This window comes from Cellvibrio chitinivorans, from assembly GCF_035117775.1.
Classification (GTDB): Bacteria; Pseudomonadota; Gammaproteobacteria; order Pseudomonadales; family Cellvibrionaceae; genus Cellvibrio; species Cellvibrio chitinivorans.
Genome location: NZ_JAYKKN010000012.1, coordinates 12,459 through 32,392 on the forward strand (window position 1 = coordinate 12,459; position 19,934 = coordinate 32,392).

At 47.9% G+C, this 19,934-nt stretch carries 10 protein-coding genes; 8 read left to right on the forward strand and 2 right to left on the reverse strand.

Annotated elements, in window-relative coordinates; translation table 11 throughout:
• Positions 1-100: 100 nt before the first annotated feature.
• Entirely contained in the window at positions 101-1,564 is a 1,464-nt protein-coding gene (mltF, locus tag SPL68_RS17965) for a membrane-bound lytic murein transglycosylase MltF (protein ID WP_323816553.1), read from the reverse strand.
• A gap of 720 nt (positions 1,565-2,284) precedes the next feature.
• Between mltF and purL the strand changes: the two genes are divergently transcribed.
• From purL to SPL68_RS17985, 4 genes are all read left to right on the forward strand, one after another.
• Entirely contained in the window at positions 2,285-6,166 is a 3,882-nt protein-coding gene (gene purL / locus SPL68_RS17970; protein ID WP_323816554.1) for a phosphoribosylformylglycinamidine synthase, read from the forward strand.
• 164 nt (positions 6,167-6,330) lie between these two features.
• The gene (locus SPL68_RS17975; protein ID WP_323816555.1) at positions 6,331-6,609 is read left to right on the forward strand and encodes a type II toxin-antitoxin system Phd/YefM family antitoxin; all 279 of its coding nucleotides are present in this window, start codon (positions 6,331-6,333) and stop codon (positions 6,607-6,609) included.
• Entirely contained in the window at positions 6,609-6,905 is a 297-nt protein-coding gene (locus SPL68_RS17980; protein ID WP_323816556.1) for a type II toxin-antitoxin system RelE/ParE family toxin, read from the forward strand. The genes SPL68_RS17975 and SPL68_RS17980 overlap by 1 nt, the downstream gene beginning before the upstream one ends.
• A gap of 215 nt (positions 6,906-7,120) precedes the next feature.
• Entirely contained in the window at positions 7,121-7,735 is a 615-nt protein-coding gene (locus SPL68_RS17985) for a DUF3313 family protein (RefSeq protein ID WP_323816557.1), read from the forward strand.
• A gap of 123 nt (positions 7,736-7,858) precedes the next feature.
• On the opposite strand, the gene trxB is transcribed toward SPL68_RS17985, so the two are convergent.
• On the reverse strand, positions 7,859-8,809 hold the full coding sequence (gene trxB, locus SPL68_RS17990) for a thioredoxin-disulfide reductase (protein ID WP_323816558.1): 951 nt from the start codon (positions 8,807-8,809) through the stop codon (positions 7,859-7,861).
• 427 nt (positions 8,810-9,236) lie between these two features.
• Between trxB and SPL68_RS17995 the strand changes: the two genes are divergently transcribed.
• From SPL68_RS17995 to SPL68_RS18010, 4 genes are all read left to right on the forward strand, one after another.
• Positions 9,237-11,063 carry an efflux RND transporter periplasmic adaptor subunit gene (locus SPL68_RS17995; RefSeq protein WP_323816559.1) on the forward strand — a complete coding sequence of 609 codons (1,827 nt, stop codon included), beginning with the start codon at positions 9,237-9,239 and terminating at the stop codon, positions 11,061-11,063.
• Positions 11,064-11,070: 7 nt separating this feature from the next.
• The gene (locus SPL68_RS18000) at positions 11,071-13,263 is read left to right on the forward strand and encodes an efflux RND transporter periplasmic adaptor subunit (protein ID WP_323816560.1); all 2,193 of its coding nucleotides are present in this window, start codon (positions 11,071-11,073) and stop codon (positions 13,261-13,263) included.
• Positions 13,264-13,318: 55 nt separating this feature from the next.
• Positions 13,319-14,167 (forward strand): efflux RND transporter periplasmic adaptor subunit, encoded by an 849-nt coding sequence (locus SPL68_RS18005; RefSeq protein ID WP_323816561.1) that lies wholly within the window; start codon positions 13,319-13,321, stop codon positions 14,165-14,167.
• Between the two features lie 104 nt (positions 14,168-14,271).
• Positions 14,272-19,934: putative Ig domain-containing protein (locus SPL68_RS18010; RefSeq protein WP_323816562.1), on the forward strand; the 5,663-nt coding region annotated here is incomplete at its 3' end.

The following is a 19,934-nucleotide window of genomic DNA, read 5'->3' on the forward strand; positions in this document are numbered from 1 at the left end:
AATGTCCTGATCTTGGTGGCGCTTAGGTGGGCTCAATTGTGGCGCTGTAAAACAAAAATTGCCGCAAAGGCGGCAGTTAGTGGGTGGAGTGTAAAGAGGCTTAGAGTACCGAGACAGCTGGAGCTGCTTCTTTGCTATTGGCTGCGTTGGCTTCGCGTTCTTCTGCTGCTTGGCGCATATTGGCTGAGAGGCGGCTGCCCGAGTTGGTCGTGGCTAAGCGGAACTCTTCTTGCTGCTGATGCCAAGCGATGATCTTGTGATAGTTGCGCACGTTATCGACAAAGCCGACTGGCTCCCAGCCGCGCATATAACCGTGTTTGGCGCGGCTGTAATACTGTTGCTTGGCCAGTAATGGCATGTATTTGCGTACATCTTCCCATTTACAAGGATCGCCGCCCATGCGCTCGGTTAACACTCGCGCATCTTCAAGGTGGCCAAGACCTTGGTTGTAAGCGGCCAAAGCCATGCTTAAGCGATCTTCACCTTTGATGCGCTTGGGCAGGCGTTTTAGCAGCAAGTTCAGGTATTTGGCGCCGCCATAAATGCTTTGCTGGGGGTCTTCACGGTTTTTGATGCCCATGGCTTTGGCGGTATTGAGTGTAAGCATCATCAAGCCGCGTACGCCTGTGTGCGAGCGGGCATCGGCTTTCCAGTGAGATTCCTGATAGCTGATTGCCGCTAGCAGTTGCCAGTCCAAACCAAACTCATCCGCTGCAGCTTTCATATCGTCGAGCCATTGCGGTAGGCGCTGCTCAAGGCGATAGGTAAACACCATAGCTTCACCGGTGGTGACTTCTTCTATGTGACGATCAAAAAACTCTTCAGTTACCTTGGTGAGACTGCCATCGGATTTGATGCTGCCCAGATATTTTTGTGCTGCATCAAATAGCGTTGTGTCGCGCTGCGCTGGAAACGCCCAAGCCAATTGCTGCGGATCGCTGACATCAAAAGCGAGGCGGGCTTTGGTGTAGGAGTAGCGATTCAGCTCATAAGCACTGGAGTCGATAACGGCGTAATCCGCCTCACCTTTATGAACCATATCGAGCAGATCGATCATCTCGGCGTTTACAACAGCGCGCCAATGCAGTTCGGGGAACTGGGCTTGCAGTGCTTTAAAGCGCTCGGCGTGCGAAGTATTATCGATTACCAATACTTCTTTATTGCGCAGATCTGCAATGCTCGCAGGTTGCGGCACGCGGCTGTTGTAGATCAGCTGCTGAGTAATCTGCATAAACGGCGTAGCAAAAATCACCTGATCATTGCGGTTTTCCAATGAGGTCAAACCTGCTGCAGCAAAATCGACATTGCGAGCGGCAACGCTGTTGAGCATTTTGGTGGTGTCCAGCTCATCTTCAATGACCAATTTCAGGCCGAGCGAATCCGCAAAGCCTTTTACAAGGCTATATTCAAAACCCGTCAGGCCATCTGAGCCTTCGTAGTAAGTAGTAGGACCATTGCTTGATAAAACGCGCAATTCGCCTGTTTCCAGCACTTGCTCCAACTGTGTTAGAGGAGTGCTGCGCACCAGCAATATACTGCTGGCAATTAGTAACGCGCCTAGCATAAGGCTCGTTAGGATGGACTTAATCACTAACACTGATGGTTTGCGAATTTCCATAAAGGGGTTACTCCGGTTGCTGAACTGCAACGCCCGAAAGGCTGTTCTCTTCGTGTGTGCGCATTCATGCCGAATCCAATCCATTATTGACCCGTGCAAATACGCCGCCATTTTATAGTTGGGCAATAGGGGCGCCTAGCTTGTTTTTTGATCACGCATAGGCTAGCCAATTGATTGAAATTTAATCGTTTTTGCCTGATCCCCCCGTAGTGTAAGGGTTGCGATGATTTTTAATCGCTCTAAAAAAGCCGATAAACGGTTAAAAAAATGCTAAAAAATGTGCCATTTTCTTCTGCGGTCGCGCCAAAGAAGGGCGAAAAGGGATGTTAAAACGTAAATATTTGTTAAAAAATTGCGCAAAAATGCGCCAGATTTGAGACTTTTTAGTTATAAGCTCATGATTTGCTTAGTTAATTTACGGACGAATTGATCTATAAAGCCTTAGATGAGCCTATGGGTGGGGTTAAATTTTCCTGCCTTAAAAAGGCGATTTGGCTAATTGATTGGATGGTTGAGCTGGGTGTCTATATAAAGAGATATATAAGTACATATATATAGATGCAAGAGGTAGTGCGTCAGGTGTGAAAAAACTCTCAGCTGGATGGGTAAATCCAGTACAATGGCGGCCTTTTTTCATGTCCCCCCGATGCTGAGGCTCTTCCCACTATGCTGATTCTGCGTGGCGCTCCCGCTCTTTCCAGTTTCCGTACACAAAAACTTCTGGCCAATCTGCAACAGCGCGTTCCTGCTGTAAGCGGTGTTAGCTCCGAATTTGTGCATTTCGCTAATGTTGCTGCGCCATTAAATGCTGAGCAGCAGCAAGTGTTACAGCAGCTGCTGACTTACGGCCCAAAAGTTGAGGGCGAAGTGAGCCATGAGGGCGAACTCTTTCTGGTTGTTCCGCGCCTAGGCACTATTTCGCCTTGGGCATCCAAAGCAACCGATATTGCTAAAAATACCGGTCTGGAAAACGTAAAGCGTATCGAACGTGGTGTTGCTTATTACGTGACTGGCGCATCGACTGCTGATCGCGCCGCTATTGCTTCTTTATTACATGACCGCATGGTGGAAACCGTGTTCGATAGTCTTGATGCTGCTGAACAGTTGTTTGTATCCCAAGCGCCTGCGGCACAAGCATCGGTGGATGTTCTTGGCGGTGGTCGTGCTGCTTTAGTAGAAGCCAACAAGTCTCTTGGTTTGGCTTTGGCAGAAGATGAAATCGATTATCTGGTCGAAAGCTTTACCAATCTTGGTCGCAACCCCATTGACGTAGAGTTGATGATGTTTGCCCAAGCCAACTCTGAACACTGCCGCCACAAAATCTTCAATGCCTCATGGACTATCGATGGTGAAGAACAGCAGCGCAGCCTGTTCAAAATGATCAAAAACACCAACGAGCTGGGCGGTGAAGATGTGTTATCTGCCTATGCGGATAACGCCGCTGTAGTGACTGGCCACGAAGCAGGTCGCTTCTATCCGAACCCTGAAACCAAGGCTTACGAATACACCCAACAGCCAATCCATATGCTGATGAAGGTGGAAACTCATAACCACCCGACTGCGATTTCTCCTTTCTCTGGTGCCGGTACTGGCGCTGGTGGTGAGATTCGTGACGAAGGTGCGGTAGGTCGTGGCTCCAAACCTAAAGTTGGATTGAACGGTTTTACCGTATCCAACCTGCAAATCCCTGGTTTTGAACAGCCTTGGGAAGTCGCTCTTGGAAAAGGCGGGTACGGCAAGCCAAACCGTATCGTAACTGCGCTGGATATCATGATCGAAGGCCCCATCGGCGGCGCTGCGTTTAACAATGAATTTGGCCGCCCGAATATCTGCGGTTACTTCCGTACGTTTGAAGAAAACTTCGACGGCGAGCGTCGTGGTTACCACAAGCCAATTATGTTGGCGGGCGGTTACGGCAATATCAAAACTGAACATATCGAAAAACCGCCATTTGGTGCCGGCACCAAGCTTGTCGTATTAGGTGGCCCGGCGATGTTGATCGGCCTTGGCGGCGGTGCTGCTTCTTCTATGACCTCCGGTTCTTCCTCAGAAGATCTGGATTTCGCCTCGGTACAGCGTCAAAACCCGGAAATGGAGCGTCGCTGTCAGGAAGTGATCGACGCCTGCTGGCAGTTGGGCGATAAAAACCCCATCGCCTTTATCCACGACGTAGGCGCGGGCGGTCTGTCTAACGCTTTCCCTGAATTGGTAAAAGACGGCGGCACCGGTGGCAAATTTGAATTGCGCAATGTACCTAACGACGAGCCGAGCATGAGCCCATTGGCGATTTGGTGTAACGAATCGCAAGAGCGTTATGTGTTGGCGATTGCACCGGCAGACTTGCCGCGCTTTGAAGCTATTTGTCAGCGTGAGCGCGCCGCTTACGCGGTAGTCGGTGAAGCAACTGACGAAAAACATTTGCTCGTGAACGACAAACACTTTGATGCAAAACCGGTTGATTTGCCGATGTCAGTATTGTTTGGCAAGCCGCCAAAAATGCATCGCGTTGCTGAAAAGCACACTGCAAAAACATCTGAATTCAGCACTGCTGGCATTGAATTAAAAGATGCCGCTGAGCGTGTTCTTAAGCATCCTGCAGTAGCAAGCAAAAATTTCCTGATCACCATCGGCGACCGTTCGGTAACTGGCATGGTGGCGCGCGATCAAATGGTTGGTCCATGGCAAGTTCCGGTAGCTGATGTTGCAGTCACTACCGTGAGTTATGACTCCTACGCGGGCGAAGCCATGAGTATGGGTGAGCGCACGCCAGTTGCATTGTTGGATGCACCAGCGTCTGGTCGTATGGCAATTGCCGAAGCGATTACCAATATCGCGGCAACCCGTATCGCAAAATTGTCCGATGTAAAGCTGTCGGCAAACTGGATGTGTGCTGCTGGCCATAAAGGTGAAGAAGAAAAACTTTATCGCACGGTAGAAGCTGTTGGTATGGAGTTGTGTCCAGCACTTGGCATTACTATTCCTGTAGGAAAAGACTCCATGTCCATGCGCACCGCGTGGAAAGACGGCGATGAAAGCAAGGCGGTAACTGCGCCGCTGTCATTGGTAATTTCTGCTTTCTCCCCTGTGGTGGATGTGCGTCAAACTCTGACTCCGCAACTTCGCACGGACAAAGGCGATACCGATTTAATTCTGGTTGATTTGGGTAACGGAAAAAATCGTTTGGGCGGTTCTATCCTCGCGCAGGTTTACAACCAGCTTGGCCAAACGCCTGCGGATCTGGATTCAGCCGATCAACTCAAAAATTTCTTCAATGCAATGCAGGCCAGTCTTGCCGCTAATGAATTGCTGGCTTATCACGACCGTTCTGACGGCGGCCTGTTTGCAACTGTTGCCGAGATGGCATTTGCTGGTCATACAGGTGTCAGCATCAATCTGGATGGTTTGGGTGAAGATTCTCTTGCCGCATTGTTTAATGAAGAAGCTGGCGCAGTGGTGCAAGTTACTCGTGCACAATCTGCTGCGGTGCAAAAACGTTTTATTGATGCTGGTTTGAAAGTGAATGTCATTGGCGGCTTGAACGCGAATGATTCATTGAGCATCAGTGCAAATGGCAAAGTGGTATTCGATCAACCACATGCGCAATTGCAAGCGTTGTGGAGCGAAACCAGTTATCGCATTCAATCGTTGCGCGATAATCCTGCCTGTGCAGAGCAAGAATTTGCAGCGATCACTAAACCAAACCCCGGTTTGAGTGTGAAGTTGAGCTACGATCAAAACGACGATGTTGCAGCCCCATTTATCAACACCGGCGTGCGCCCATCTATCGCGGTACTGCGTGAGCAAGGCGTTAACGGTCATGTAGAAATGGCAGCGGCATTTGATCGCGCTGGTTTCAATGCAGTAGATGTCCACATGAGCGATTTGCTGTCCGGTCGCGTATCGCTGGAGCAATTCAAAGGCTTGGTTGCTTGCGGTGGTTTCTCTTACGGTGACGTATTAGGCGCGGGCGAAGGCTGGTCAAAAACTATTTTGTTCAATAACAAAGTGCGCGACGAATTCGAGCGTTTCTTCCATCGCAATGACACCTTCAGCTTAGGTGTTTGTAACGGTTGCCAGATGATGTCCAACTTGAAGGACTTGATCCCAGGTGCCGATCACTGGCCGCGTTTTGTGCGCAACCTGTCTGAGCAATTTGAAGCGCGCTTCAGCTTGGTTCAAGTGCAGGATTCTTCATCGGTGCTATTTAAAGGCATGACCGGTTCGCATATGCCAGTGGCGGTTGCACACGGTGAAGGTTATGCCGAATTCGCCAATGCTGACGCACTTAAACGTTGTAATGAAAGTGGCACGGTTGCGATGCGTTTTATCGACAACAATCTGCAAGCGACTGAAACCTATCCTGCTAACCCTAATGGCTCACCACTGGGTATCACCAGTGTTGCCAGCAAAGACGGTCGCGTCACCATCATGATGCCGCACCCCGAGCGTGTATTCCGCGCGGTAACCAACTCATGGAAACCGGACGACTGGAAAGATGATGGTGCTTGGTTGCGTCTGTTCCGCAACGCACGCGTGTTTGTGGGTTAATCGTCATAGATTGATTATCAAACGATTGAAACAAAGGAGGCCTCGGCCTCCTTTGTCGTTTTTGGGCTGCACGATTTGGGCTGGGTAACTAGTAAAAAGTGGTTTATGATTGGCTGAATCGTTCGATTTGATTGATTCGGTTATTTCAATTGAGAGGTGTACAAATGGAAACCCTGACTTCTAATCAGGCTAAAACCCAGTTTGGGGATTTGCTGCTCAAAGTGCAACGCAACCCCGTAGGGATTACTCGTAATGGTAAACCGGTAGCAGTGATGCTATCTGCAGAAGACTATGCCGCGATTGAATCGCTCAAAATGGAGTTGCTACAACAATCACTCCAGCGCAGTTTGAGCGATATTGAAGCGGGCAGAGTGAGAGATGGCGATTCTTTTCTAACTGGATTGATTGAAACCCCAGAAACCAATGGAGTTGAGGAAAAATAATGGGAAAGTTTCTTCTTACGGATGAGTCAGTAGAACACTTAAAAGCTATCGCCAATTACTCGCGTAAAACATGGGGAATTCAACAGCAAAAACAGTATTTGAGTGGGTTGCGTAGTGTGTTGAGCCAGCTAAGTGAAACACCTCTGATGGGGACATTACGTTTTACAGCAGAACACATTTACAGCTTTCCTTATGTGAGTCATATGATTTACTACCGTATCCAGCAAGATCAAATAATTATCCTTGCTGTGCTGCATCAAAGTATGACGCCGGAAGTGCACTTGAAAAAAGAATAAATGATGTTTGTTAGGCCCTACATTTACGGGGCTGTTGAGCGTTTCAATAAATTACATTCTCTTAATTTACATGTTGGCAGTAGCTTTGTTATGGTCGGTTAACTCTGTACCTCACTAGAATATAAATAGGTAATGTTATGAGCACTCTGTTACAACAAACTCTATCAAAATGTTTTTTGATGATGCTTTCTGCCAGCTTGGTGGTGGGGTGTTCGATGACTAAGCCCCATGAGAAAAACGCTCAGTTAAAGGCTGATAAAGAAGGTCTGTCTGTCGTTGAGCATACGCGTTTCGATGGCACGTTTATCGCGCCGGGTGCGCAGTTTTCGCAGTACAGCAAATTGTTTGTTGAGCAGTTGGATATGTCGGATGTAAAAATCCGCAAACAGTCGTCCAATAACTTTACGCAGGATACGCCTTGGGAATTAAATGATGAGGATCGTCGTTACTATTCCGAGCGTTACATAGAGGCGTTGATGAATAATCTGATTGTTGATGGTACCTATGCCACGGCAATGCAGGCAGGACCGGATGTGATGACGGTGTCAGCCAAGGTGTTGGAAATTGCTCCGCTTGGCAGCAAAGATGATTCCCAAGGGCGTCCAACTCGAATGAAAGTCTATAGCGAAGGCATGGGAACTATGACCTTGGAAATTACGCTTTACGATTCGCTCTCGGGTAAACCTTTGGCGATTATTACTGACCAGCGTGATCTTGGGCGAGTATGGGAAGAAAATAATCGCGTGACTAATAATATGCAGATACGTCTGGCATTTAATCAATGGTTGAAAAATTTACGTACGGAATTGGATCGCGCATCTGGTCGCTAACTCAATAGTCGTTATCCAGCGTTAATAAAAAAGAGGAAAACCCGCAAAGGTTTTCCTCTTTTTTTTGTACTCTAAAACTTGGAGCGATTACGAAAAGTAGCGAGTTACGAAAAACAGCGTCGATTATTTCAAATCGTCGAGATATTTTTCAGCATCCAGTGCTGCCATACAGCCCGAGCCAGAAGAGGTAATCGCTTGGCGATAAATGTGGTCGGCCACATCGCCTGCTGCGTATACACCTTCAATGCTGGTTTGGGTTGCATTGCCTTCCAAACCGCTTTTCACTTTGATGTAGCCATTGTGCATATCCAACTGGCCTTCAAAAATATCGGTGTTTGGCTTGTGGCCAATGGCGATAAACACACCGGCAACATCGATCTCTTGAGTGGCGCCATCTTGAGTGCTCTTCAAGCGCAAACCGGTTACACCGGACTCGTTACCCAGAACTTCGTCCAGTTGGTGATTCCAGATTACTTTGATATTGCCGTTAGCGACTTTTGCCATCAGCTTGTCTTGCAAAATCTTCTCTGATTTCAACTTGTCGCGACGGTGAATCAAAGTTACTTCACTTGCGATGTTAGACAAATACAGTGCTTCTTCAACTGCAGTGTTACCACCGCCAACCACCGCAACTTTTTGGTCGCGATAGAAGAAACCATCACAAGTTGCACAGGCGCTTACGCCTTTGCCCATGAAGGCTTCTTCAGATGGCAGGCCAAGATATTGAGCCGAGGCACCGGTAGAGATAATCAGCGCATCACAGGTGTAAGTATTTGAACCGATAAGCTTAAAAGGGCGCTCGGTCAATACGGTTTCATGAATGTGATCGAACACGATTTGCGTATCAAAACGCTCGGCGTGTTCTTGCATCTGCACCATCAGGTCGGGGCCTTGCAGGTCGTGAACACCGCCTGGCCAGTTTTCTACTTCGGTAGTGGTGGTTAACTGACCACCTTGTTGCATGCCGGTAATCACAACCGGCTTGAGGTTGGCGCGCGCAGCGTAGATCGCGGCGGTATAACCCGCAGGGCCGGAACCGAGAATAATCAGACGGTGATGTTGTACGTCGCTCATAGGGGATCCTTGATATTGATGCAAAAGAAGAGGGTATGGCAAAAGGGTGTTGCTCAATGTGGGGGCATGATAGGCGAATCACAATAGCCGTGCAAAATTGTCTGGCTCAATGTGTGATATTGGGTTTGGCTATTTGAATGGTCGAGCTGATTGTTTTGTGGCTGGCTTGGCTGCCTTTTAGGCTGTGGTTGGCTATGAGTTGGATAAGAGTAATAAGTCACAAATTTTATATGCTTATGTGGCATTGTTATCGCATGTAGTGTGACATTGCTTGTGTCTCATTCACGACTCCCCAAGCATATTGGGCTGGCGCATTAATCCACCTTGGTTTACTCTGCGTCAGGTAACAATAATCATAAATTTAGTTATACACACCGCCTCTACATCGCACGAGAGTTGTTGAATAACGCACCATATTAGAGCGTTTATGTCGTCTTATACTGCATCGCTTAAATTCTGGCTCAGTATGCAATGCCAAATGCTAGGTAGTGTTAATGCTGCCATGCTTGTGCAAACTCCTGCGGGTGCCTCTCCGGCAGTCCTCGCCAAATGGTCTAACACTGCGGTCAATGATGCTGCTTTGCGTTTCGCACTGAAACAAGTGGTCGATAAAAAGCGGCTATATGTAATGCCCGATGATGAGGGGTTTTTAGTTCTCGGGCAGCCCGTACAAATTGAAGATGAACCTTGGGGAGTGCTGCTATTGCACTTATCGCTCAAGGATAAAAAAGAATTACCTGCCGTATTAAAAAATATCTCTCTCGCTCAATTCTGGCTGCAATTTCTGGTGCGCCAATCTGTTGTAGCTGTGCAAGCTGTTGGATCTGCGCAAACTGTTGATACAGTGCAGTCAGAGGCTTCGCCAGATGCTAACCCTGTTGCCAGCAAGGTGTTGCAGCTAAGTGCTGGCTTGTTGAAAGAATATTCCCTGCAGGAAGCGGCGATTAGCTTGGTTAATTTGTTGGCGACTTCATTGTCGGCTGCGCGTGTTAGCCTCGGCTTGCGTCGTGGGAATAATGTCTTGTTGGAAGCGGTTTCTTTTTCCGCAAATTTCGATAGGCGCACCCAGTCAATGCAGGCTGTGAGCGAGGCTATGGCAGAGGCGATAGATCAGGGCGTAGCCATTGATTATCCATCTGACGTAACTGTTAATTCAGATGAAAATTCTGCGTCGCCATTATCTGGATTAATTACTCGTGCCCATCAGCATTTGTTGCAACAGCAGCAAGTGCAATCGGTGCATAGCCTGTTACTGCGCAATAATAATGCGATTCTTGGTGTGCTAATTATCGAGCTGGATAAGCAAGCTCATTTATCAGAGGAGCAGCGCAATTTTTTACAGCAGTCGCTGCATTTTGCAGGAGCCATATTCGCACTGCGCCAGCAGGCAACTGCTGGTGTATGGCAAGGGGTAAAACGCCGTTCGCTCGCACGTATAGAGCGTTGGTTTGGGCGCGAAGGCTGGCGCACCAAACTTATCGCAACATCATTTGCGGTGTTGTTTATCGCGTTGTTTATTCCGCTTGAATATCGCATCGCGGCTGATGCCAATTTGCAAACGACGGAAAAATATTGGGTGGTATCGCCGCAAGAAGGTTATTTGGATGCAATCAGCGTGCGTCCGGGTGACACCGTGAAAAAAGGCGCGCTGCTTGCGAATTTAAAAGATGATGACTTGCGTTTGGAGCGGCGCAAACTTGCCAGTCAAGTGCAGCAGTATCGCCAAACGCAGGATGCGGCGCTCGCTAATGCCAATCGGGTTGAGGCAGCGATTGCGCGCGCGCAAATGGATCAGACCAGTATTCAGCTGCAATTAATCGATCAACAATTGCAGCGTACAGAGTTGATTGCACCTATAGATGGTGTAGTGGTATCGGATGATATTTCCCAAACTCGCGGTGCGCCGGTTAAACAAGGTGATCTGCTATTTGAAATCGCAGCGACGACTGGTTATTTAGTGCAGCTGTATGTGGATGAGCGCGATATTGCCAGTGTAAAAGTTGATCAGGATGGGCAGGTAAAATTCTCCAGCTTGCCCGGTGAAATATTTGCGCTGCGCGTCAAAACTATTACACCGATCAGTGAAGTGCGCGAGGGGCGCAATTATTTTCGTGTGGAGTGTGAGCTGCAGCGCGAGTTGGATGTACTACGCCCCGGTATGACTGGAAGTGGAAAATTGTCGGCAGGTAAGCGAGCGTTGGGATGGATTTGGTTTCACGATTTGTGGCACTGGCTGCAATTGAAACTTTGGTAATTCAATAATGACTGACGCAGCCAGACTTGATCATTCCGCCATTAACAATCCTGCCAGCAACAATCCTGTTTGGCAGCGCCTTGAGTCTTTGCGCCCGTCTTTGCCCCGCCATATTCATATTCAGCGACGCGATTACAGCGGTGAGCGCTGGTACATTTTGCAAGATAAAAGTAATGGCCGCTTTCATCGTCTGACACCTTCTGCATGGCGTTTGATTAGCGCGATGGATGGCCGCAATTCGTTGAACCAGATTTTAGCTGCGGCAGCAAAGCCTGAGTTTTATGTGGATAAAGAAGAAATTCCCACGCGCGAGGATTTGCTGCATCTATTGCAATATCTGCATGTCGCCGATTTATTAATCTGCGATTTACCGCCGAACACCCAGGAGTTATTTGCGCGGCGCGAGCATAAAAAACAACAGCGCTGGTTGCGCCTGTTAATGAATCCGCTCACCTGGAATATTCCGCTCGGCAACCCCGATAAATTGCTCAATAAATTAATGCCGCTTGCGCGTGTACTTGCATCGCGCACTATGGGGATTGTGTGGTTGTGCGTTGTGGGTTTTGCGCTGTTGCAAGTCGGCGTGCACTGGACGCAGCTCACTCAAGGGCATTTGGATCGCGTGCTGTCACCATCGAATTTGTTATTGCTGTGGCTGACCTATCCCTGTTTTAAAGTGCTGCATGAATTAGGACACGGCCTGTTTACCAAAGTCTGGGGCGGGCAGGTAAATGATTGCGGTGTGATGTTTGTATTGGGCACGCCTTTACCTTATGTGGATGCCAGCGCAGCAACCGGATTTCAATCCAAGCGTCAGCGGCTGATGGTGGGCGCGGCGGGTATGGCGGTGGAATTATTTTTAGCAGCCTTGGCACTCTTATTGTGGCTGCAATTGCCCAATGGCTTTGGGCGCGATTTTTTATACAACATCATGATTATCGGCGGCGTATCCACGCTGTTTTTTAACGGTAATCCGTTAATGCGTTTTGATGGATATCACCTGCTGACTGATGCGTTTGATTTGCCCAATCTTGCCACCCGTGCCAATCAACAATTCAGTTATGTACTGCGTCGCTACGCCTATGGGGTGAGCAATGTGTTTTCGCCCGCGTCCAGTGAACGTGAAGCGGTGTTGTTGATGGGCTACAGCATTGCGGCATTTTGTTATCGCGTATTTGTACTGTTTTTTATCATTCTGCTTGCTGCGCAGTACTTTCCAGCCTTAGGTTTGGTTATCGGCGCTTGGTTGATATTTTTCCAATTATTCTGGCCTGCAATCAAGGCATTAATTTTTGTGATACGCGATAAACAATTGGAACGAACTCGCACACGTGCTCTAGGTGTAACCGCAGCGGGCATAGTGTTGTTAAGTGTCTTTTTGCTTGCTGTTCCCATGCCGATGAGTACCTCTGCCGAGGCAGTGCTGTGGTTGCCGGATGATGCACGCGTGAAAGCAGAATCGAGCGGTGAGGTTGCGCAGGTTTTGGTTGCCGAAGGTGATGCAGTTGAGCAAGGGCAGGTGTTAGTGCAGTTGCATAATTCTGTATTGGTTGCGAATTTGGCTGCGCAGCAGGCGTATCTGCGTGAATATGAAGCGCACTATCAAAAGGTGTGGGTTGATGATCGCTCGCAGGCGCAGTTGTTTGAACAGGATATTAAAGCGATTCAGGCAGAAATCGCACTGTTGCAAAAGCGTGTAAATGATTTGGCTGTGCGCAGTCCGTCCAGCGGTATATTTCGTATTACCCGCCAGCATCATTTACTTGGCAGTTTTTTGCAGCAGGGTGATGAATTTGCGTTGATCGAAAAATCCCAACAGCTACGTGTGCGTACGGCTTTGCTACAGGATGAAATAGGCCTCGTACGTCAGGCGACTAAGAGCGTGAGTTTGCAGTTTGCCAGTGCGCCAGGGCACCGTATTCCAGCGGTGATTCAGCAGGATATTCCGGTAGCCACCAAAGAGCTGCCCAGCCAAGTGCTGGGTGCCCAAGGTGGTGGGCGTTTAGCGATTGATGCCAGTCAGCCAAATGGTACGCGAGTGACTGAAAACATATTTTTGCTCGATTTAACTCTCAGTGATGTCGCGCAATCCGGTCGCTATGGTGAACGCGCTTATGTGCACTTTTCGCATCCAGCCGAGCCTTTGGCAGTGCAGTGGTATCGCGCGTTTCAGCAACTGTTTATCAAGCATTTTTCGTAACCTGCTTTTTTACTCTATAGTGATAAGCAAATAACTTTAATACAGCGGATTACATATGTACAAGCGGTCTTTTTTTTCACTCATATTGGGTTTGTCTGGCGCGCACGCATTTGCGCAAGCACCGGAGCCAGCGCAGCTGAATTGTCGAATCGAACCATCGGTTGTGATCGAAATGAGTAGCGCGGTTGAAGGTGTTATCAGCGAAGTTCTGGTAGATAAAAATGATCGTGTAAAGAAAGGCGATGTGCTTGCACGCCTCGATGCGGGGCTGGAAGCGGCTACGGCCGAATTGCGTCGTGTGCAAGCGGAGTTAACCAGCGATGTGCAAGCGCAGCAGTTAGCGTTGGAATTTAGTAAGCGCTCGTTGACTCGTGTTACTGATTTGTACGAGAAAAAAGCAGCGTCGTTTTCGGAATTGGATAAACTCAAAACCGAACATGCCATTGCGCAGCAGCAATTGCAGCAAGCGCTGGATCGTAAGCGTCAGGCAGAGTTGGAGCACAAGCGCGCGCTGGCGGATTTGCAACGTCGCACCTTGGTTAGCCCAATTGATGGTGTTGTGGTCGAGCGCCTGAAAGAGCCGGGTGAGCATATCGATTTTGAGCCGGTGCTCAAGCTGGCGCAGTTGGATCCATTGCGGGTAGAAGTTTTTGCGCCTGCCAGTTTGTACGGCAAAATTAAAACCGGTATGACTGCCAGTATTCAACCAGAGCTAGGTATCGCTGATAAAAATTATCCTGCCGAAGTTACTTTGGTTGATCAGGTGATTGATGGCCCGAGTAATACCTTTGGTATTCGTTTGTCGTTTGCTAATCCTGACAACCGTTTACCGAGTGGGTTGCGCTGCAGAGTGAGTTTTGAAGGCGTGAGTTTAAGTTTGTTGGATGATCCGCATTTACCTTAACGGTTAATACCAAATCCCAAGGATGTATTTCGTTTTCACCAGTCCTTAAAACAAATTGTGCCGAGCTTTTTTGCGAAGCACAGATTAAAAGAATTTGGTAACCCATGACCAAGCCGCCACGTCACCGTCGCCCGTTAATTGAAGCGCTTGAACCGCGTTTGTTATTTTCTGCTACAGCGGATGTCGCTGTGTTTGATGATGGCAATTCGGACGGCCAGTATTTGGCGCAAGCAGCAGATGCAGTTGATTTAACCAGCATCTATTTCCCCGATGAGCCTTTGGTTGATGTGAGCAATATCGCTACTTCAGCTGTCGAGCAAATTATTTTTGTTGATGTCACTCTTGATGGTTATGAAGCGATTGTCAGTGACATACAGCAACGTTATTCATCTGGCGAAGTCGCTGTTGTATATCTCGATCCTCAACTTAATGGTGTAGAGCAAATCACATCTGCTTTAGCGCAATACACTAGCCTTGAAGCAATTCACATAGTCTCTCACGGTTCCGGTGGCGCAGTTGAGTTGGGTCTGACAACGCTAAGTCAAAATACATTATTTCAATACGAAGATGACCTGATTCAGTGGGGAAGGGCGTTAAGCGGTGATGCGGATATTCTGTTGTACGGTTGCGATATTGCCGCTCACCCATCAGGTCAGTCACTGATTAACCAAATTGCACAATTGACCGCAGCTGATGTTGCAGCCAGTGATGATAAAACCGGGCATGAGTCTTTGGGTGGCGATTGGGATTTGGAGTATCGCGTAGGTGAGATTGAAACACCGGTACTGGTTAGTGCGGAGTTGCAACAATCTTTTGTGGGGGTATTGGCCACAACGCAGTTTATTAATATTCAAGATGGCAGCAGCTCCCAAGTAGTCTCGTCCACTATAAACGTTGGGCAGAGTTTTTCGTTTGATAATGGCGGTGCTCCTTACACCGTTAATCAAATCAGCGTGCAGTTAATGAAATCTGCCGCTGCGCATGGCCAAGATATTACTATCCAGCTGCTTGATGACGGTTGGAGTGATGTTTCCCCGCTGGCAAGTAAAACGATTAATTTTGACAAATTAACCACCGAGTTTGGCTGGAAGACGGTCAACTTTGATGATGTCACTTTAAATAGCAATCAAACTTATATTGTTCGTATCTCTTCCAATAATGCAGACGGAGAAGTATTTGTTGGTTACAGCGATAGCAACCGCTGGAATAATTCAGAGATGATTGTTTCTGGCGCGAGTAATGCGAGTGCAGATTTAAAGTTGTTGGTTGGCTATAACGATGGCGTCAACATAGATTCCGTTAATCATGTGCCTGGCTCACAATTCACCGGGCAAAATACACCTTTGGTTTTCAGTGCTGCTAACGGCAACCAAATTCAAATTTCTGATGCAGACGCGTTTCCGCAACCAATGGAAGTGACTCTCACAGCTGATTATGCTCACCTTAGTCTTGGTCAAACTACGGGCTTGAGCTTTACCGCTGGTGATGGAACTAACGATTATCACATGCGCTTTATTGGCTCTATAGATGCAGTCAATGCGGCGCTCGCCACTATTACTTATACACCGGCAACCAATGTGACTGGTGCTGACACGCTCAGAATAACCAGTAGAGATTCTGGAATAGATGCAGAGGATGCTGTCAGTACAGTTGCCATTACCATTTACAACTCACTCAACTCACTTCCTGCTGACCCGCAATCGGTTGATGAAGACAGCACCCTGCAGTTCAGTGCGGCAAATAGCAATCAAATACAAGTAGAGGATACCGGTGCTGGTGTGACACTAGATCCTGATGATGTTCAAGTGACTTTGTCTATCACCAACGGTTCATTATCACTTGCTAATACTAGCGGCGTGACCTTCACCACAGGTGATGGCAGCAGTGACACCACAATGGTTTTTAGTGGCACTTTAATAGAAGTTAACGCTGCACTGGCGACTATTAATTTTATTCCGAATGCAAACTATTATGGTTCAGCACAGCTAACGATGACGACCGAGTCAGGTGGGTTAATTGACACCGACTCGCTGAATATCACCGTTAATTCCGTTAATGATGTTCCCGTTCTTGATAATCCTATTCCTGACCAATCGGTGCAGGAAGGGAATATGTTCAGCTATACCATTCCTGCAAATACTTTTAGCGATATAGATAACAGCACGCTTATCTTTACAGCAGCTTTGGCGAGTGGGAGCGGATTACCTCCGTGGCTGCAATTCAATCAGGCAACACGTACCTTTAGTGGTGTTCCTGATGATGGTGATGTGGGTGTGCTCGATATTCGCGTAACGGTGAGCGATGGAAATGGTGGGAGCATAAGCGATACATTTAATCTGACAGTCATCAATGTGAATGATGATCCCTTTTTGAATATTCCTGTTCCTAATCAAAATGCCACGGAAGATAGTGCATTTACTTACACCTTTCCTGCCAATACATTTGGTGATGGCGATGTGGGGGCAAGCTTTACTTATACTGCTGAATTAGCTGCTGGAGGTGTACTGCCTGGGTGGTTAAATTTTGATTCGGCAACGCGAACATTTAGTGGTACACCTACAAATAGTGATGTAGGAACTTTGTCGATCAGGCTGATTGCTAATGACGGTGCAGGTGGAATCGCATCGGATACCTTCGATATTGTGATCGCTAATACCAATGATGCGCCGGTTGTTGCAGTTCCAATTTCTGATCAAGCTGCAACAGAGAATGCTCTGTTCAATTTTACGTTTGGCGCGAATGCCTTTAGTGATCCGGATACAGGAACTACTCTGACCTACACTGCAACCCTTGTTGGTGGCGGTGTCTTACCCGCTTGGTTAAGTTTTGATGCACCGTCGCGCACTTTCAGTGGCACTCCGAGCAATAGTGATGTGGGCACTCTCAGCGTGGAAGTCACTGCTAGTGATGGCTCTGCCAGTGTTGCCGATATTTTCAATATTGTTATCGGCAATACTGACGATTCTCCTGTGTTGCTTAATCCCATTCCCAACCAGAGCGCGACTGAGGATACCCCCTACAATTTTCAGTTTTCGGATGCCACATTCTATGATCCAGATGTGGGAGATACCCTGACCTATACCGCTAGGTTATCAGACGATAATGTTTTACCTGGATGGTTGGTATTTGATCCATCGACTCGTACGTTTAGTGGAACACCAACTAATAGTGATGTGGGAACTATCACTATTAAAGTCACCGCAGCAGATAGCGATGGCGGGGCTGTTGCTGTCGATACTTTTGATTTGGTAATTGCCAATATTAACGATGCACCTACAGTTGCTAATCCGATTCCCAATCAAACGGCACTGGAAGATAGTGCATTTAATTTTACCTTTGCGGTAAATACTTTTGCAGATGTGGATGTTGGTACTACGCTCACTTACACCGCGCAACTAGCGGGTGGCGGGACATTACCTGCGTGGTTAAGTTTTGATGCAGCAACACGCACTTTTTCTGGTACGCCCCTTAATGCCCATGTGGGAACCGTATCGATAGTTGTAATCGCCAACGATGGCAATGGCGGAACTGTCACAGATACTTTCGATATTGTGGTCGCCAATACCAACGATGCCCCCACAGTAGCGAACCCAATCCCTGATCAAAGTGCGGCTGAAGACGTCGCCTTTAATTTTCAATTCACAAGCAATACTTTTGCTGATCAGGATGTCGGTAATACATTGATTTACTCGGCTCAATTAGCAGGTGGTGGCGCTTTGCCGGGTTGGTTGAGTTTTGATGCAGCTACTCGCACATTCAGTGGTACTCCGGCCAATGCCAACGTAGGGAGTTTTTCGATTGATGTTATTGCCAGTGATGGCAACGGCGGTCTTATTACTGATACTTTCTCTATTACGGTTGCCAATACAAATGACGCGCCTGTAGTAAATATTCCGCTGAGCGATTACTACGCTAATGAGCAGACCTGGATAAATTTGCATGGAACGGGAATCAGTGTTGCCGATGATGATGGTGACACACTGACAATTACATTGTCGGCACAGTGGAGCAACAGTAATCTTGCGGCAACCGCTGGTACTACCGGGGTGGTGATTGTCTCTGGTGTAAATACCAAAACCTTGGTGCTTAGCGGTACAGCGGCACAGCTCAATAATTTTTTTGCCGGTAATAACGGTGGGGCTTTAACTTATCGCCTATCAGGTAATACGCCGGTTACGGCTGATGTGATTACAGTTGCTGCCAGTGATGGTGGCTTGTCCGGTAGCGATAGTTTTACCGTCAATATAACTGCAGTAAATGATGCGCCTGAAAATGAAGTGCCCGGTGCGCAGGTCATTGATGAAGGTTCTGCTTTAGTTTTTAGTGCAGCTAATGGCAACAGAATTCAAGTGAATGATTTGGATGCGGGTGCTGGTAATCTGGAAGTCAATTTATCAGTCACCAATGGCAATTTAACGCTTGCGGGTGTTGCCGGTTTGTCGTTTATTTCGGGTGATGGTGCAGCTGATGGCGCAATGATTTTCCGCGGCACGCAAGCGGATATTAATGCAGCTTTAGCAATTCTAACGTTTAACCCTGTAACTGATTTTAGTGGTTCTTCTGTTCTCACTATTACAACCAGCGACCTAGGCAATACAGGCATTGGTGGAGCGCTTACCGATACAGATACAGTTGCGATAACGGTTAATAATCTTAACGATGCACCAACAGTCGCTAATGCCATTGCCGATCAAACAGTTGCGGAAGATACGAATCTTAGTTTTCAATTCGATGCCAATACTTTTGCCGATCTCGACAGCGATACGCTCACCTACACCGCAACAATTTCCGGTGGTGGTGCATTACCCGCATGGTTAAGTTTTGATGCTGCAACGCGTACCTTCAGCGGCACACCTGCTAACTCAGACGTTGGTGTGATTTCAATTGATGTGGTCGCCAACGATGGCAGCGGCGGGACTGTCACCGAAAATTTCAGCATCACCGTAACCAACACCAACGATACCCCGACAGTCGCTAACGCGATTGCTGATCAAACCATCGCGGAAGATTCAAATTTCAATTTCCAATTCGCAGCAAACACTTTTGCAGATGTCGATGGCGATGCACTCACTTACACCGCAACACTTTCCGGTGGTGGTGCATTACCAGCATGGTTGAGTTTTGATGCAGCAACACGTACGTTTAGTGGCACACCTGCTAACTCAGATGTTGGTGTGATCTCAATTGACGTTATCGCCAACGATGGCAACGGTGGGACTGTCACCGAAAATTTCAGCATCACCGTAACCAATAGCAACGATGCCCCGACAGTCGCTAATGCCATTGCCGATCAAACCATCGCGGAAGATGCAAACTTCAATTTCCAATTTGCGGCAAACACTTTTGCAGATATCGATGGCGACACGCTCACCTACACCGCAACACTTGCCGGTGGCGGTGCATTACCCGCATGGTTAAGTTTTGATGCCGCAACGCGCACGTTTAACGGCACACCTGCAAATGCGGATGTGGGTGTGATCTCAATTAATGTGATTGCAGATGATGGCAACGGCGGAGCTGTCACTGAAAATTTCAGCATCACTGTTACTAACACGAATGATGCACCGACAGTCTCCAACGCTATTGCCGATCAAACCACTGCCGAAGATGCAAATTTCAATTACCAATTCGCAGCAAACACTTTTGCGGATGTCGATGGCGATGCACTCACTTACACCGCAACACTTGCCGGTGGCGGTGCATTACCCGCATGGTTAAGTTTTGATGCAACAACACGTACCTTTAGCGGCACACCTGCTAACTCAGA

Coding starts and splice junctions, on each gene's coding strand:
- SPL68_RS18005 (WP_323816561.1), top strand. CDS start 13,319: ATGTACAAGCGGTCTTTTTTTTCACTCATATTGGGTTTGTCTGGCGCG.
- SPL68_RS17980 (WP_323816556.1), top strand. CDS start 6,609: ATGGGAAAGTTTCTTCTTACGGATGAGTCAGTAGAACACTTAAAAGCT.
- SPL68_RS18000 (WP_323816560.1), top strand. CDS start 11,071: ATGACTGACGCAGCCAGACTTGATCATTCCGCCATTAACAATCCTGCC.
- purL (WP_323816554.1), top strand. CDS start 2,285: ATGCTGATTCTGCGTGGCGCTCCCGCTCTTTCCAGTTTCCGTACACAA.
- SPL68_RS17995 (WP_323816559.1), top strand. CDS start 9,237: ATGTCGTCTTATACTGCATCGCTTAAATTCTGGCTCAGTATGCAATGC.
- trxB (WP_323816558.1), bottom strand. CDS start 8,809: ATGAGCGACGTACAACATCACCGTCTGATTATTCTCGGTTCCGGCCCT.
- mltF (WP_323816553.1), bottom strand. CDS start 1,564: ATGCTAGGCGCGTTACTAATTGCCAGCAGTATATTGCTGGTGCGCAGC.
- SPL68_RS17975 (WP_323816555.1), top strand. CDS start 6,331: ATGGAAACCCTGACTTCTAATCAGGCTAAAACCCAGTTTGGGGATTTG.
- SPL68_RS17985 (WP_323816557.1), top strand. CDS start 7,121: ATGACTAAGCCCCATGAGAAAAACGCTCAGTTAAAGGCTGATAAAGAA.